Below are 14,041 nucleotides of genomic sequence, written 5' to 3' on the forward strand. Positions count from 1 at the left end.
GCGAACCGGCGCGCGCCGAAGAATATTTGCAAGCCGGTCGAGCGGTAATGGGCCGCGGCCGGCATGAGAGTTGAAAAGGGAGCCCGCTTCATGACCGATGCCTTCGTGCAGAACACCACACAGGGATGGACGACAATCTATGATCATCCGGGAAAGGTGCAAAGCAAGTTCATCACGGTAGACGGCTACCGTACTCACTACCGCGAAACCGGCTCCGCAGCCAGCCGCCCGCTCGTGCTCGTCCATGGAGCAAACATTCAGGTCGGTCTGGGGAGCGACCGTTGGTTTCCGAACCTTATCCCGCTCGGCGAACGTTTCCACGTTTTTGCGATCGATGAACTGGGCGGCGGCGACACCGAGCCACCACGTGATATCGAAGATATTGGGCATATCCGGGTGCGGGCGGAGCATGTGCTTGCTTTTATCGAAGCACTTGACATCGGACCTGTTCATCTTCTGGGACAATCGCAAGGCGCCTGGATAGCGGCTTACGTCGCACTCCGCCGACCAGATCTCGTCGCCGAACTCATCCTGGTCGACAGTGCCAGCCTGGCTCTTCCTGGAGGCGGTGTCGGCTCGAAAGGGGTCGACACCAAGTATTCCGATGCTTTCGTGCCGGGAACGATGGTCCGGAGCGGGCTTGAAATGAGTCGTGAGGGCATCCGCCGCTGGCTTTCCACGATGACCTACGATGCCTCGATTTTACCTGACTCGTTCCTCGATCGATGTGTCGAACTTGGCACCAAATGGATGCCCATTTGGGAGAAGCCATGGCTGAATTTCTGGTCTGATGGGGGAAGACGGAACGTCGAACAATATGAAGTCGATGGTATGCATATTAGCGAACATATGGATCGGCTCACCAAGCAACCGCTCATCATATGGGGTAACAACTCCGTCAAAGGTCTGGACAACGGCGTTTCCTTGTATAAGCGGATGAAAGGTGCGGAGTTCTACGTTTTTGACAAAGCAAATCACTTTCTGTGGATCGATCGATGGCGAGATTTCAACAGTCTCGTCAGTTGGTTCTTGACCCGTAACGACTGATTGACGCGTCACGTCACCCCGTGGCGAGAACCTCGTTGAGCATTTCGCGGAGACAGGGTTCAGTCGCTTGAAGACCCACGTTACCTTTCCCACCGGCAGCCAGACGAGACTCCTTTTGGAAGATAAGACCGCTCATGTTGCTTGACAGTCGGATGCACAGGAAGTCTACGAGGCCAGGATATGACAAGTCCTGGCCTCGTATGGTCAGCTGCATTTTGTCACGCTGACTGATCCTCGTAGAAGCGGCCGAGCTTCGCGAACGTGTTCGGCCGCAAGCACATCACGTTGACGCCTTGGCAGTCGACTGACGGACGATGAGGGTCGGGCGCATTACGATTCTACTGCCGGACGTCTCTTGCCCATTGATCAGCGCAACGAGGAGTCGCCCGGCCGCGTCGCCCATCTCGCGATGGCTAATTCTGATACTCGTAAGCGCGGGACTTACCATATCCACAAGCGGCATGTCGTTGTGACCGACGACCGAAACATCCTCTGGACAGCGGCGCCCCACGCTTTTCAGGGCCTCGTAGGCTCCCAAAGCCAGCAAGTCGTTGGCCGCGACAATAGCAGTCGCATCCGGATTTCGCTTTAAGAGTTCCGCCGCAGCCAACGCTCCAGCTGCGCGCGTGAAGGCAGTGGATTCCACGATGGCGTGACGACTGAGGGAAAGCCCGGCAGCTTTCATTGCCGACTTGAAGCCCTTCCGTCTTAGCGACCCAGTGGACAGCGCCTTCGGACCTGCTAGATGGATGATCCGTTGATGTCCAAGGCTAATCAGATGCTCGACGGCCAGCTTCATGCCCTCGACATCGTCCGAGACAACCGATGGAGCACGGTCGCTTTCTTCAGCCCGGTTCACAAGCACGACCGGCACGCCCCGACGAATACAGCGTTCGACCGCGTCGTCTATCAGTGCAGCGGTGGCGAGCACCAACCCATCGACGCGACGGGCAACGAGCGTCTCAATGATGTCCAGGCGGCTTTTCGCATCGGCCGGTTGATCTGCCACAATCAGCGCATATCCGACCTCGGCCAATGCGTTCTCCAACCCTCCGATGATGGGCGAAAATACTGGATTGGCGATGTCCGGTACGATCACTCCGATCAATTTTGATCGGCCGCGGCGTAAAGTGGCGGCGGCGGCATCAGGTGTGTATCCCAGCCGCTGCGCCGTTTCGATGACCCGTTGAACCACGTCCTTGCCGACAAGGCCTCGTTTTGCAGGGTCGAGCGCTCGCGACACGGTGGAGGGATGAACGCCGAGTTCGTTCGCAACGTCCTTGATCGTGACTGCTTCATTCATGCAGTCACATTATGCGATGGCTGTGGTCAGTGCAATCTGCTCACTCCATCTTCGGTTGAACACTTGAGGTGGTCGGAGAGACACGCCGTCACTGAGCCGTTTGCCTTGCCGATGAAATCGCAGATCGACTGTCGGCAGCGGCTTCGACGTCACCTCGGCAATACGCGCAGCTCTCGCAGCAGTTGCTTTCTCTAGACAAAAACCAAGTCTGAGCCCTCGGGGCAGCAAGCAACAATCTTGCTTGCCTGCCACCCCGGATGCATGTACAACGCAATCGATTGCATAACTTCGTCGGACACTGTGTGTCGAGCAGTTAGAGGACAAGGCAGGATATTTCTGAAGTTCACGAGCCATGTCGGATGGTCGGGAGGATTTGCGCCGTTGGCGCAATTTCACGGCCGCTCGACGGCACGTAAAAGCGGCAACCGGCAACCGGCGATCGGACCGGATCGGATCGGATCGGATCGGAGCAATATGGGTAAGAGAGGTAGCGCAATGAGTATGAAGCCGTCGGCTATTCCGCCTAGAAAGAACTTGACCGTCATCACGGACGAAAGCTCGGTAACGAATGTTGTGCTCGACGCTATGGCTCGCACGCCCAACGCGCGGCTGCGCGAGGTGATGTCGTCTTTCGTCCGTCACATGCATGCATTCGCTCGCGAGGTTCGTCTCACGGAGGAAGAATTTCATCTCGGCATCGATGCGTTGAATCGCATCGGACAAGCCAGCCACGCCTCCCACAATGAAGCGGTGCTTTTTTCCGATGCCATCGGGTTCTCAACTCTCGTTTGCCTGTTGAACAACGGAAAGCATGGTGCGACGGAGACGGCCGCCGCATTGCTTGGACCGTTCTGGCGCATGAACTCGCCCTTGACTCCGAACGGCGGGTCGATCGTAAGGTCCGACACGCCAGGACCAGCGCTCTTCGCGAAGTGCCTTGTCACCGACACTCAGGGCCAACCGCTCGCCGAAGTAGAAGTCGATGTTTGGCAGGCCTCCCCAATTGGTCTTTATGAAAATCAGGACGCGAATCAGGCAGACATGAACTTGCGCGGCAAGTTTACCACCGATGCCGATGGGTGTTTCTGGTTCCGGTCAGTGAAACCGTCTGGATATCCTGTGCCCACAGACGGACCGGTGGGGGATTTGCTTCGGGCCCAGGATCGCCATCCTTATCGCCCTGCCCATCTGCATTTTCTCTGCTTTAAGTCGGGCTACAAGACCCTGATCACGCAAGTCTTTGTAAGTGGTGACCAGTATTTGAGCAGCGACGCGGTGTTTGGCGTCACCGAACACCTCATTGGCAATTACCGCGAAGGTGAGGGCGTGCCTCCGGCCGCGGATGTCACCGGACCCTGGTTCGTGTTCGACTACACGTTTGTGATGGAGCGCGGCGTATCCGAGCTCCCAAAGCCACCGATCAAATGATCGCCTTTACTTTTTTCAAAGAGAGTAAGTATGTCGCACGCCCCCGTTGCAATCCCAGCCAAAGCGCCAGCAGAGACCGATTCCTTGCCGGTTGTAAAATTTGCGGCGCGCATTCACGTGACCGCTCCGACATCGCGACAGGGCATGCTGATCACGGAGGATTTCGTCCGCGCGCTAAGCGCCCGCTCCCACTCGGAAGGACGAACTGAACGATGACCATACAGCATTCAATTCGTCCGCTCGAGGGCAAGGTCGCCGTCGTGGTCGGCGGTTCGGGCGGCATCGGTCGTGAAACCTGCCGGACGCTAGCCGATGCAGGCGCCACGGTGGTCGTCGGTTATCGTTTGGGCAAGCAACGGGCTGAGAAAGTCGCAAACGAGCTTGCCGGCGAGGGTCATCTAACCGCGCCGGTTTCGATTGAAAGCACCGCAACCATTGAAAGCTTCAGGAACGCGGTGATGGCAAGGCTTGGCAGGACGGACATCTTGGTCAACACGGCAGGCGTCACCGAGCAGGTGGTCCATTCCGATCTCGATGCTCTTAGCGACGAAATGATTGACCGGATCTTCATCAACAATTGGCGCGGAGTTTTTGCCACGATCCGCGCGTTCGCGCCGGCACTCAAGGCGAGTGGTGACGGGTTGATCGTCAACGTCTCTTCGATCGCCGCGTTTACGGGCATCGGCTCCAACGTTGCGTATTGCGGTGCCAAGGCCGGCATCGACATCATGACCAACTCGTTGGGCCGAGCACTAGCGCCCGCGATCCGCGTGATGGCTGTGTCACCCGGCGCGGTCGACACGCAGTTCGTGCCTGGGCGTGGCGCCGAGTTTGCGGACAAGGTCGCCGCAACCACACCGCTCAAACGGATCACAAGCGCGACAGATGTCGCAGAGGCAATTGTCGCTTGCGCAACTGGCCTGAAGTTCTCGACCGGCAGCCGGATCATCGTAGATGGCGGGAGGCACCTCTAATGCAGCCGAAAGTCATCATCACCTGTGCCGTCACCGGCAACCTGACGACGCGGGAAAACCATCCCGGCCTGCCGGTGACGCCGGAGGAGATTGCCAATGCCTGCCTTGAGGCGGCGGATGCCGGGGCCGCGATAGCCCATATCCATGTGCGTGACCCCGAAACGACGAGGCCATCGATGGAGTTGAAGCTCTACCGCGAAGTGGTTGACAGGATCCGGGCCAGGAACACTGCCCTGATCCTCAACGTCACCACCGGTCCCGGAGGACGCTACCATCCGAGCGATGAAAATCCGGCGGTGGCCGGTCCGCGCACGACGCTGATGCGGCCCGAAAAACGCGTCGAGCACATCGTCGCGCTGAAGCCGGACATCGCCACGCTCGACCTCAACACCATGACCTTCGGCAACGAGGTGGTCATCAACACCCCGGGCAACGTGAAGATCATGGCCGACCTTATCAATGAAGCCGGGTCCAAGCCGGAGCTCGAGGTCTTCGATACCGGCCATATCGTCCTGGCGCAGGATATGATGAAGGCGGGTGTATTGAGGTCGCCGGCGATGTTCACCATCGTCACTGGCGTCAAATACGGCTTTCCCGCCACGCCCGATGTCATGGCAACTGCCGCACGAATGTTGCCACACGATGCTGTCTGGACGGGCTTCGGCGTTGGCCGGATGTCGTTCCCGATGGCTGTTCAGGCCTATTTGCTCGGCGGGCATGTCCGCGTCGGTCTCGAGGACAATTCGTATCTCGCCAAGGGCGTGCTGGCGAAGGGCAATGGCGAACTGGTGGAACGCGCCCGCGACCTCGTCGAAAAACTCGGCGGGCAGATCGCCGGCCCATCGGAAGCCAGGGAAATGCTGGGGCTTGCGGCCTAAGCGGCACAGCGGGAGCAAAGGAGATTAAAGAAGATGAACATTCAAGCAGACACCAGGACCGGCAGTGCTCTCAGGGTTTCCGAGAAATCGCCAGATCTCGACAACCTTCTGATCGAGGTCGTCGAGGTGCCGGTCCCGCGTCCCGGACCCGGCCAGGTTTTGATCGAGATTGTGGCGGCCGGCGTCAACCCCAGCGACGTCAAGGCGTCGCTCGGCCATATGCCGCATGCCATCTGGCCCCGCATACCGGGACGTGATTTCGGCGGTATCGTACACGAGGGGCCGTCGCACATGATCGGCCTGGAAATCTGGGGTGGGGGTGGCGAACTCGGTATCAGCCAGGATGGTAGCCACGGCAAATGGATGGTTCTCGACCAGAAAGCCGTGCGCGCAAAGCCGAAGAACTTCTCAATGGAGGAGGCCGGGTCGGTCGGCGTGCCGTTCATCACCGCCTATGAGGGCCTGCGCGAGGCAGGCGGCGCCCAGCCGACCGATGTCGTGCTGGTTTGCGGCGGCAACGGCAAGGTCGGGCAGGCGGCGATCCAGCTCGCGACGATGGCAGGAGCAAAGGTCTTTGCCGTCGAATACAAGGATCAACCGTTGATGGGCCACACCAACGGACCGGTCACCATGCTGAATAGCGCTGTTGACGATGTTGCCGCAATCGTCCGCGATATGACCGACGGCCACGGCGCCGACATCGTCTTCAATACCGTCGGCAGCCCTTATTTCGAGATCGCCAACAAGGCGATGGCCAAGCAGGCGCGCCAGGTCTTCATCTCGACTTTCGATCGCGCCGTGCCTTTCGATATTTTCAATTTCTTCCGCGGTCGGCACAGATATATCGGCATCGATACGCTCGCCTTGTCCTCCGTTGACGGCGCGCGGATATTCGACAGGCTCAAGCTGAAGTTCGAGGAGGGGTTGCTCAAGCCGTTCCCGATCAATCCTGCCTGCTGCTACGGTCTTGATGACGCGGCGAAGGCCTACGCTTCGGTTTTGCGGGGCACACCCGAACGGGTTTTGCTCAAGCCGTAAGGGAGCGTCATGCAGGTCACCCGCTACAGTGAAGCCAGTCCCTACGAGGCGCCAGAACACTTCGACATGCTCTGCCTGCGCCTGCAAGGCAAGGAGGCGACAACGACCGATACGATCTGGATCGGCTTGTCGCATCTTCTGCCGGGCGGTCGCACCTCGCTCAAAAGTGCAGCCGTCGAGAAGATCTACATCGTCGTCGCCGGGGAGGTGACCATCGAAACTGTCGATGCCGCCGTGACGCTCGGCGTGCTCGACAGTTGCCGGCTGGCGCCGGGCGAGGCGCGGGCCTTGGTCAACCGCACCAATGCGCCGGCATCGATTCTTCTGGCGATGCCGGTCTGAAGCGTTAGAAATCAATATCCCGTCCGCTGGAACTTAAGGCGATCGACTTGTGCCCATCGACCCTGGAAGGACAATAGGATGACCGAGACCGAGAGCAGATTGCTGAGCGTGGTAAAACACTGGTTGCCTCGGATTGAGGTCGCCGGTATTCCCTCCGCTACGGCCAAAGCGGTGATAGAAAAAGCAGGAAGCTGGGAAAATTGGCTCAACGCCTGGAGCGATGAGGGCGACAGGCACGCCGAGATGGGCGAAGAAGCTCTCGCTCGCGGGCGCACAATTACGGCCGGTGAAGCCTTCGCTCGTGCCAGCCTGTTTTATCATTTCGGGCAGTTCATGGCCTTCGACGATCTCGAAGCAAAGTACGCTGCGGCGGCGCGCAAGGTCGCAGTCTTCAGAAAGGCGGCGCCGCTGTTCGAACATCCCGGCGAATTGGTCGAGGTGCCGTTTGAGGACGGCTTCCTGCGGGCCTATCTCCGCCGGCCGCATGGGTTGGACCCTCACCCCCTTGCGATCATCGTCCCGGGCTCGGATTCCACCAAGGAGGAATTTCCGGCGTTCGAACGCCATTTCCTGAGCCGCGGCATCGCAACGTTGTCGTTCGACGGGCCGGGACAGGGGGAGGGACGTTCGCACGGCCCTCTACGGCCCGACATTGCCCCGGCACTTGCCGCGGCGATAGCGACAGTCAAGGGAAAGCCCGGCTTGTCGGACGCTGTCGGCCTGGTGGGCATGGCCTTCGGCGGCTTCTTGGCGCTGCGCGCCGCGGCGGCGCTGGATGGGCTTGCCGCCGTCGTCTCCATCAACGGCTTTTATGATCTCGGCGCGCTCTGGCCGACGCTACCAAATGTCTATCAGGACAACATGACCTTCGCGCTCGGCGGAATCGATGTCGTTGAGCAAGCTCGCCGCTTTACCCTGCGCAGCGCTGATGGCCCGGCAGTCCCGGCGCTGATCGTGCACGGCGGTCGCGATACGATCTTTCCTCCCTCAGAGGCGGAAAAATGTGTCAGTATGTGCAGGGCGGGCAGCGAACTGCATGTCATCGCGGCCGGAAACCATGTCTGTAACAACATTCCCTGGATGTATCGGCCACTGGTTGCGGACTGGCTGGCGGAGCGGTTCCAGGCACGACGATCGACGATATAGCCCTTTCCGCCCGGACCGACGAGCTTCGTAAGCTATGCAGGACCGATACGGTACATCTCTGCGATGGCAGCACGGACGAATATGAACCTTATTTGCGGAAGGATGTTTCGATGATCATTCGCGATGGGGCATTCGGTCGAGTAATTTCTCCAGTGTGATCGGATATTGGCGCACCCGGACGCCGGTAGCGTTGTAGACCGCATTTGCGACGGCCGGCGCGACACCCGTCAGGCCCAATTCCCCGACGCCTTTCGCTTTCACGGGCGATATCGCTGGATCTACTTCGTCGAGGAACACGGCCTCGAGATGAGGGATGTCGGCGTGGACCGGAACCTCGTAGCCGGCGAGATCGTGATTGACGAAGAAGCCGGATCTGTTATCGACCACCATCTCTTCCTTCAGGGCCGCCCCGATCCCCATTGTCATCCCGCCGATCACCTGGCTGCGCGCGGTCTTGGGGTTGAGGATGCGACCGGCGGCGCACACGGCGAGCATGCGGCGAACGCGGATTTCGCCGGTATAGACGTCGACGCCGACCTCGGAAAAATGCGCCCCGAAGGTCTGGATCGCCAAGCGCCTCGCCAGATCGCCGAATTCCATGACGTCCTCGGCGACGAGATCGCCGTCGGCGGCAGCGTTAGCGAGCAGCGCGCTTCGATTTCCGGACCGAACCTCACCGCCGACAAACTCTGCCTCTGCGGCGTTGAAGCCCAGGCGCTGGGCGACCACCGCCCGCAGCTTCGTGCAGGCAGCATAGACGCCTGCGGTGACGGAAGGCGCGCCCTGCTGTCCTCCAGATCCCGGCGTTTCCGGAAAACTCGAATCCCCGAGCTTTGCCACCACGTGCTCGATCGGCAGACCCATCATCTCGGCCGCCGTCTGCTGCACGATCGTATAGCTGCCGGTGCCAAGGTCCGTCATGTCGGTCTCGACCGTCAGCATGCCCTGGCGATCGAGACGGACCCGCGCTCCGGCCTTTGAAATCGGTGCCCCGCGGATCGCACCCGCCATGCCCATGCCGATCAACCAGTCACCATCGCGGACTTGACCTGTCTCTGTTTTCCGCATGCTCCATCCGAAGCGTTCGGCGCCCGTCCGCAGGCATTCGACGAAGGGACGCGAGGAAAAGGGCCGATCGGCATTTTCCGGGTCGACCTGGGTATCGTTCAGGACGCGGAACTCAACCGGATCCATGCCCAGCTTCTCGGCCATCTCGTCCATGGCGATCTCGAGCGCCATCAAACCGGGCGCCTCTCCCGGCGCACGCATGGCATTGCCCTCGGCCAAGTCGAGCGTCGCCAGCCGGACAGCGGTCATCCTGTTCGGTCCCGCGTAGAGCGACCGTGTCGAAAGGGTGGTCGGCTCGGTGCGGCCGCCGGCGAGATTGCCGGACCAGCTCTCATGCCCGACCGCGGTCAGCCTACCGTCGCGCGAGGCGCCGAGCCGGATCCGTTGGATTGTCTTCGGTCGATGGATCGTATTGTTGAACATTATCGGACGTTGAAGCGCGATCTTCACCGGGCGCCGCACCACTCGCGCGGCAACGGCCGCCAGCACCAGATCTGACTGCACCGTGCCCTTGCCGCCGAAGCCGCCGCCGATGAAGGGTGAGATCAGCCGAACGTTTTCGCGCGGAATGCCGAGAATGAGTCCGAGATCCCGGGTTCCCCAATTCATCTGCTGGATTGAGGTCCAGCACGTCACCCGATCGCCATCCCAGGTCGCGATCGTCGCGTGCGGCTCCATCATTGCATGCGCCTGGTCGGGAACAGTATAGGTCTCGTCAACCTTCACCTCCGCGGCTGCGAAAGCCTGGTCGAAGTCTCCGACCTGCGTCTCGGTCGGTCCACCAAACTCCATCTGCGGTGCAACCGGGGCACTGTCCAGTTGCTCGGCGAGATCGAATCGGCCCGGGCTGCGCGTATAGTCAACGCGGATCAGCGAGGAAGCCGCGCGTGCCTGTTCGAAGGTCTTGGCCACCACCACTGCAACAGGCTGATGGTAGTGATCGACATCAGGGGCAGCCAACATGCGCTGGACATAAAATTTTCCGACACCAAGCGGACCGGCATTGCGGTGAGTAATGACGGCCAGCACGCCGGGCGCGGCCTCGGCGCGCCGGGTGTCGATCGATGAGATCCGGCCCTTGGCAATTGCCGCGCCAAGGATATAGCCGTAGGCAGCGTTTGGTGCGACGTTGTGATATTCGTAGGCGTAAGCCGCCGTCCCAGTCGTCTTGAGCTCTGCCTCGAAGCGGTTGTGAGGCTGGCCGAGGACGGTCATCCGGTCAATCGGGTTCGGTCCTGCAGGTGTGTCGAACTTCATGGATCAATCCTCGCTTGCGCTATCACGTCGCTGAGCGTCCGCTCCACCAACAACAGCTTGAACGGGTTCTTGACTCGCGGCTCCGCGCCTTCAGTAGTCCGTCAGCCGGAATAGTCGATGCTGGGACCGGTGCTCAGGGGCGAAGCAGTGGATCGCTCACGTGAGTAAATGGGTCACGCATCGGAAAGGATTACCGGCGGCAAATTGCAAGACCTTATGAGTCTGCCTCACGAACGGGAGCTTTCTGCCGAGATCAGGCGAGCAAGCGGCCTGCGGTGAGGCGCTCCCAATTCGCATGCGCGAACTTTGCCTTATGGGCCGCATCGAGCTCCAGACCTTCGACAAATCGCCGCGCATCGCCTCCGGGGCGATATTGGTATGGGTAGTCTGTCGAGAACACGATGCGGTCCACTCCGACCGCATCGATCGCCTGCCGCAAATAGGCGGGGCTGAACATGCCGCTGGCCGTCAGATAGAGGTTGTTGCGGACATAGTCGAGGAATGGCCGCTGGAGTTTGGACACCCGATCCAGCATGACGAGCCGCTCGAGATAAAACAGCACAAGCTCACCCCAGTGCCCGAGGATGACCTGGAGGTTCGGGTGACGGTCAAAGACGCCGCCCAGGATCAGACGCACGAACTGGATGCCTGCCTCGAAATGCCATCCGAGGGCAAACGTCGACAGGGCGAGATCGACGGGGGCGCCGAAGCCCGCATAATAGGTGTCGCGAATGCTCGTCTGCGGGATCTGCGGGTGAATCAGAAGTGGGACATTGAGCTCCGCTGCGCTGGCGAATGTCGGCTCGAAGATCATATGATCGAGATTCTTGTCGCCGACCCGGCCGAACAGAACGGCACCTTTGCAGCCGAGTTCCTCGACGGCTCGCCGCAGCTCTCGCGCCGCCTCGTCCGGTTGCGCAAAGGAGAGAGCCGCCATCGCCTGGAAGCGGGATGGGTGAGCCGAAACAGCGCCGGCCAGAATGTCATTGGAGCGACGAGCAAGATCGACGCCGTGATGGCCGAGATTGTTGAGACCCGGGGTCGTCAACGAGAGAACCTGCACATCGACGCCGGTCTCGTCCATCAGAGCCAGCCGCTGCTCTCCAAGATCCGCCAGCCGTTCGCCGAGCAGACCCGGATTGAGCCCAAGCGTTCCGTCGTCGGCGCCGGGTATCGTGTCCCATCCATGCTTCACCTCATCGGGCAGGACATGCTCTTCGATTGCGATGATCTTCATTGGTGAATTCCTTCGGTCAGGACTTCTGGGTGAGTTGATCGACGATCGCTTGGCCGACGCCGTGTGCAGAAGCCGGGTTCTGGCCTGTGATCAGACGGCCATCGACCACCACCTTCTCTGTCCAGTTCGGCGCCGGCTGATGCAGCGCGCCTCGCTCCTTGAGGGCCGTCGCCAGCAGATAGGGCACGACCTCTGTGTACTTGACCTCCGCCTCTTCCTCGTCCGTGAAGGAGGCGAGCTTCTTGCCCGCGACCAGATGGCTGCCGTCCGAGAGCGTTGCGTTCACCAATGCAGCGGGGCCGTGGCAGACCGCCGAGACGATGCCGCCGGTCTCGTAGACATCGCGGATCACGCGTTGCACAGCCGGGCTGTCGGCAAAATCCCACATCGTGCCGTGGCCGCCGGCGAAGAAGACTGCGGAGTAGCGGGAGGGATCGAGTTCGTCGAGGATGAGCGAGTGGGCGAGCGCATCGCGGAACTCGCGGTCCTTCCAGAAGCGGGCGTTGACCGGATCGGTGAGGTCGAAGAAGTCGATCGGCGGATGGCCGCCCCGGATCGAGGCGATCTCGGTCGGGATGCCGGCCGCGCGGAAAACCTCGAGTGGATGCGTGAGTTCGACCATCGCAAAGCCGGTCGGCTCGCCGGTGTCGCCTCTGACCGGATGGCTGGTGACCACGCAAAGGATGGGCTTGATGTTATTTGCCATTGTCTTGGCTCCTCAGGAATTGAGCGAGGCCATGTCGATGACGACGCGGAGTTCATATCGCTCTTCAACATACGCTCGCAGGCTCTGCTGCGCCCGCCGAATTCGCGATCGGGCGCAAACTGTTCCGTTGTATCGCGGACAAGGAATCTCAGGCGTTGCCGGGCGCAAACAGCGCTTCCCAGTTCAGGAAGGGGCCAAGCGGGATGACCTCCCAGTCGAGAAGCCCGGCCTTGGCCAGCGGGAATTCGCTCAGGGCCTGTTTGGCGGCTTCGACCGATTCGCATTCGGCGATGATGGCGACACCCGGACGATCCTGGCGGAAATAGATGTCGCGGATGATGCCACCCTTGTACACCTGCCAGGCGTGCCGGGCTTCATCCGACATATGCGGCTGGTATTTTTCCAGGCTGGCGCCGGGCTGGGGAATATCGAGGCAAAGCAGTTTCATGGCAGGATTCCTTGGTTGAGAAAGATGGATCAGGCGGGTTGGAACCGGCGCCTGGTCAGTCTTCGATTGGGTTATGACACCAAACCAGCTTCCGAGCCGGTTGAGGTCGTCTGTGCTGCCGTGGTTGCCAGGAAATATCGTTTGCTTGGTCGGCCTTATATCGTAGAATGCAGTTGACGATTAGAAATCGTTTTTCTCTTCTTTGGTTCCTGAGGTTCTCCAATCGACGGGGCCACTCTCCGCGAGGATCCGCTTGGTGCGAGACAGGTTTGATGGGGTGCAAGTCTTTGTCGAGGCAGTCGAGGCGGGCGGCTTTGCTAAAGCCGCCGAGCGATTGTCGTTGACGCGCTCCGCAGTCGGTAAGGCCATCGCGCGTCTCGAGGAGCGCTTGGGCGTCCGGTTGTTTCACAGGACCACGCGGACGCAGAGCCTGACCGAGGATGGTCAGCAATATTACGAGCGGTGTGTGCGTGCGATCGAGGAACTGCGCGCAGGCGAATCTCTCCTGGAATCCGGCCGGCGTGAGGTCGTCGGCAAGTTGCGCGTGTCGCTGCCCGTCTTGTTTGGCCGCTACTGCGCCGCACCCATCTTGCGTGCCTATGCGCGCCAGCACGAGAGGCTCGAACTCGAACTCAGCTTTAGTGACCGCCAGATCGATTTGATCGCCGACGGCTTCGATTTGGCGGTGCGCAATGGCGTTCTAGGCAACGGAACCGCGCTCCACGCCCGGCGACTGGTCAGCCCACGCAAGGCGCTCTGCGCCTCTCCAGCCTATCTTGCCGCACGAGGGGAGCCACATTCTCTGGCGGATCTGCCAGAACATGACACGCTCGTATACTGGCGCAACGATTATGGCCTGACCTGGCAGCTTCCCGATGCGACCGGTGCTCTCATCGACCTGTCGGTCACTTCAAGACTGCGCTTTGACGATCTCGAAGTGATCGCCGATGCCGCCGTCGATGGGATGGGCCTCGCTTGGCTTCCCTACTGGCTGATCCATGTCCGTGTGCAGGCAGGCGAACTGGTCGAACTCTGGACCGATCGACCGAGGGCGGCGATGGAATGCTACGCCGTGTGGCCAACCACCCAATATCTGCCGTTGCGGTCGCGACTGGCGATCGATGCGCTTGCCACCGAATTGCCGAAGCGTTTCGACCTTTGAAGCCGAG

At 60.5% G+C, this 14,041-nt stretch carries 13 protein-coding genes; 8 read left to right on the top strand and 5 right to left on the bottom strand.

The features are described 5' to 3' along the window. Positions 1-90: 90 nt before the first annotated feature. On the top strand, positions 91-1,047 hold the full coding sequence (locus GFM02_RS16425) for an alpha/beta fold hydrolase (protein ID WP_168322190.1): 957 nt from the start codon (positions 91-93) through the stop codon (positions 1,045-1,047). 280 nt (positions 1,048-1,327) lie between these two features. On the opposite strand, the gene GFM02_RS16430 is transcribed toward GFM02_RS16425, so the two are convergent. Continuing rightward, positions 1,328-2,350, bottom strand: coding sequence for a LacI family DNA-binding transcriptional regulator (locus GFM02_RS16430; RefSeq protein WP_168322191.1), 1,023 nt, complete (start codon positions 2,348-2,350; stop codon positions 1,328-1,330). A gap of 501 nt (positions 2,351-2,851) precedes the next feature. Between GFM02_RS16430 and GFM02_RS16435 the strand changes: the two genes are divergently transcribed. The 6 genes from GFM02_RS16435 to GFM02_RS16460 all read left to right on the top strand — a co-directional run bounded on the left by GFM02_RS16435 (position 2,852) and on the right by GFM02_RS16460 (position 8,156). Continuing rightward, entirely contained in the window at positions 2,852-3,778 is a 927-nt protein-coding gene (locus GFM02_RS16435; protein ID WP_168322247.1) for a dioxygenase, read from the top strand. A gap of 212 nt (positions 3,779-3,990) precedes the next feature. Beyond that, entirely contained in the window at positions 3,991-4,752 is a 762-nt protein-coding gene (locus tag GFM02_RS16440; protein ID WP_168322192.1) for an SDR family NAD(P)-dependent oxidoreductase, read from the top strand. Then, complete coding sequence (locus GFM02_RS16445) at positions 4,752-5,630, top strand: 3-keto-5-aminohexanoate cleavage protein (RefSeq protein WP_168322193.1); 879 nt, start codon at positions 4,752-4,754, stop codon at positions 5,628-5,630. Before GFM02_RS16440 ends, GFM02_RS16445 begins: the two co-directional genes overlap by 1 nt. A 33-nt stretch (positions 5,631-5,663) precedes the next feature. Continuing rightward, positions 5,664-6,668: a quinone oxidoreductase family protein gene (locus GFM02_RS16450; RefSeq protein ID WP_168322194.1), complete on the top strand. Its 1,005-nt coding sequence runs from the start codon at positions 5,664-5,666 to the stop codon at positions 6,666-6,668. A gap of 9 nt (positions 6,669-6,677) precedes the next feature. Continuing rightward, complete coding sequence (locus tag GFM02_RS16455; protein ID WP_131664034.1) at positions 6,678-7,010, top strand: cupin domain-containing protein; 333 nt, start codon at positions 6,678-6,680, stop codon at positions 7,008-7,010. A 78-nt stretch (positions 7,011-7,088) separates the two neighbouring features. Continuing rightward, positions 7,089-8,156 (top strand): alpha/beta hydrolase family protein, encoded by a 1,068-nt coding sequence (locus GFM02_RS16460; RefSeq protein ID WP_168322195.1) that lies wholly within the window; start codon positions 7,089-7,091, stop codon positions 8,154-8,156. A gap of 114 nt (positions 8,157-8,270) precedes the next feature. Here the strand turns inward: GFM02_RS16460 and paoC are convergent, their stop codons facing one another. The 4 genes from paoC to GFM02_RS16480 all read right to left on the bottom strand — a co-directional run bounded on the left by paoC (position 8,271) and on the right by GFM02_RS16480 (position 12,872). Then, positions 8,271-10,481 (bottom strand): aldehyde oxidoreductase molybdenum-binding subunit PaoC, encoded by a 2,211-nt coding sequence (gene paoC / locus GFM02_RS16465; RefSeq protein WP_168322196.1) that lies wholly within the window; start codon positions 10,479-10,481, stop codon positions 8,271-8,273. 253 nt (positions 10,482-10,734) lie between these two features. Then, positions 10,735-11,718, bottom strand: a complete 984-nt coding sequence (locus GFM02_RS16470; protein ID WP_168322197.1) for an amidohydrolase family protein — start codon at positions 11,716-11,718, stop codon at positions 10,735-10,737. Positions 11,719-11,734: 16 nt separating this feature from the next. Then, on the bottom strand, positions 11,735-12,424 hold the full coding sequence (locus GFM02_RS16475) for a type 1 glutamine amidotransferase domain-containing protein (protein WP_168322198.1): 690 nt from the start codon (positions 12,422-12,424) through the stop codon (positions 11,735-11,737). A 148-nt stretch (positions 12,425-12,572) separates the two neighbouring features. Next, positions 12,573-12,872 (bottom strand): superoxide dismutase, encoded by a 300-nt coding sequence (locus GFM02_RS16480; protein WP_168322199.1) that lies wholly within the window; start codon positions 12,870-12,872, stop codon positions 12,573-12,575. 256 nt (positions 12,873-13,128) lie between these two features. Between GFM02_RS16480 and GFM02_RS16490 the strand changes: the two genes are divergently transcribed. Beyond that, positions 13,129-14,034 carry a LysR substrate-binding domain-containing protein gene (locus GFM02_RS16490; RefSeq protein ID WP_168322200.1) on the top strand — a complete coding sequence of 302 codons (906 nt, stop codon included), beginning with the start codon at positions 13,129-13,131 and terminating at the stop codon, positions 14,032-14,034. Positions 14,035-14,041 lie beyond the last annotated feature (7 nt).

Origin of the sequence: Rhizobium leguminosarum bv. viciae (assembly GCF_012276115.1) — a bacterium.
GTDB classification, from domain to species: Bacteria; Pseudomonadota; Alphaproteobacteria; order Rhizobiales; family Rhizobiaceae; genus Rhizobium; species Rhizobium leguminosarum_T.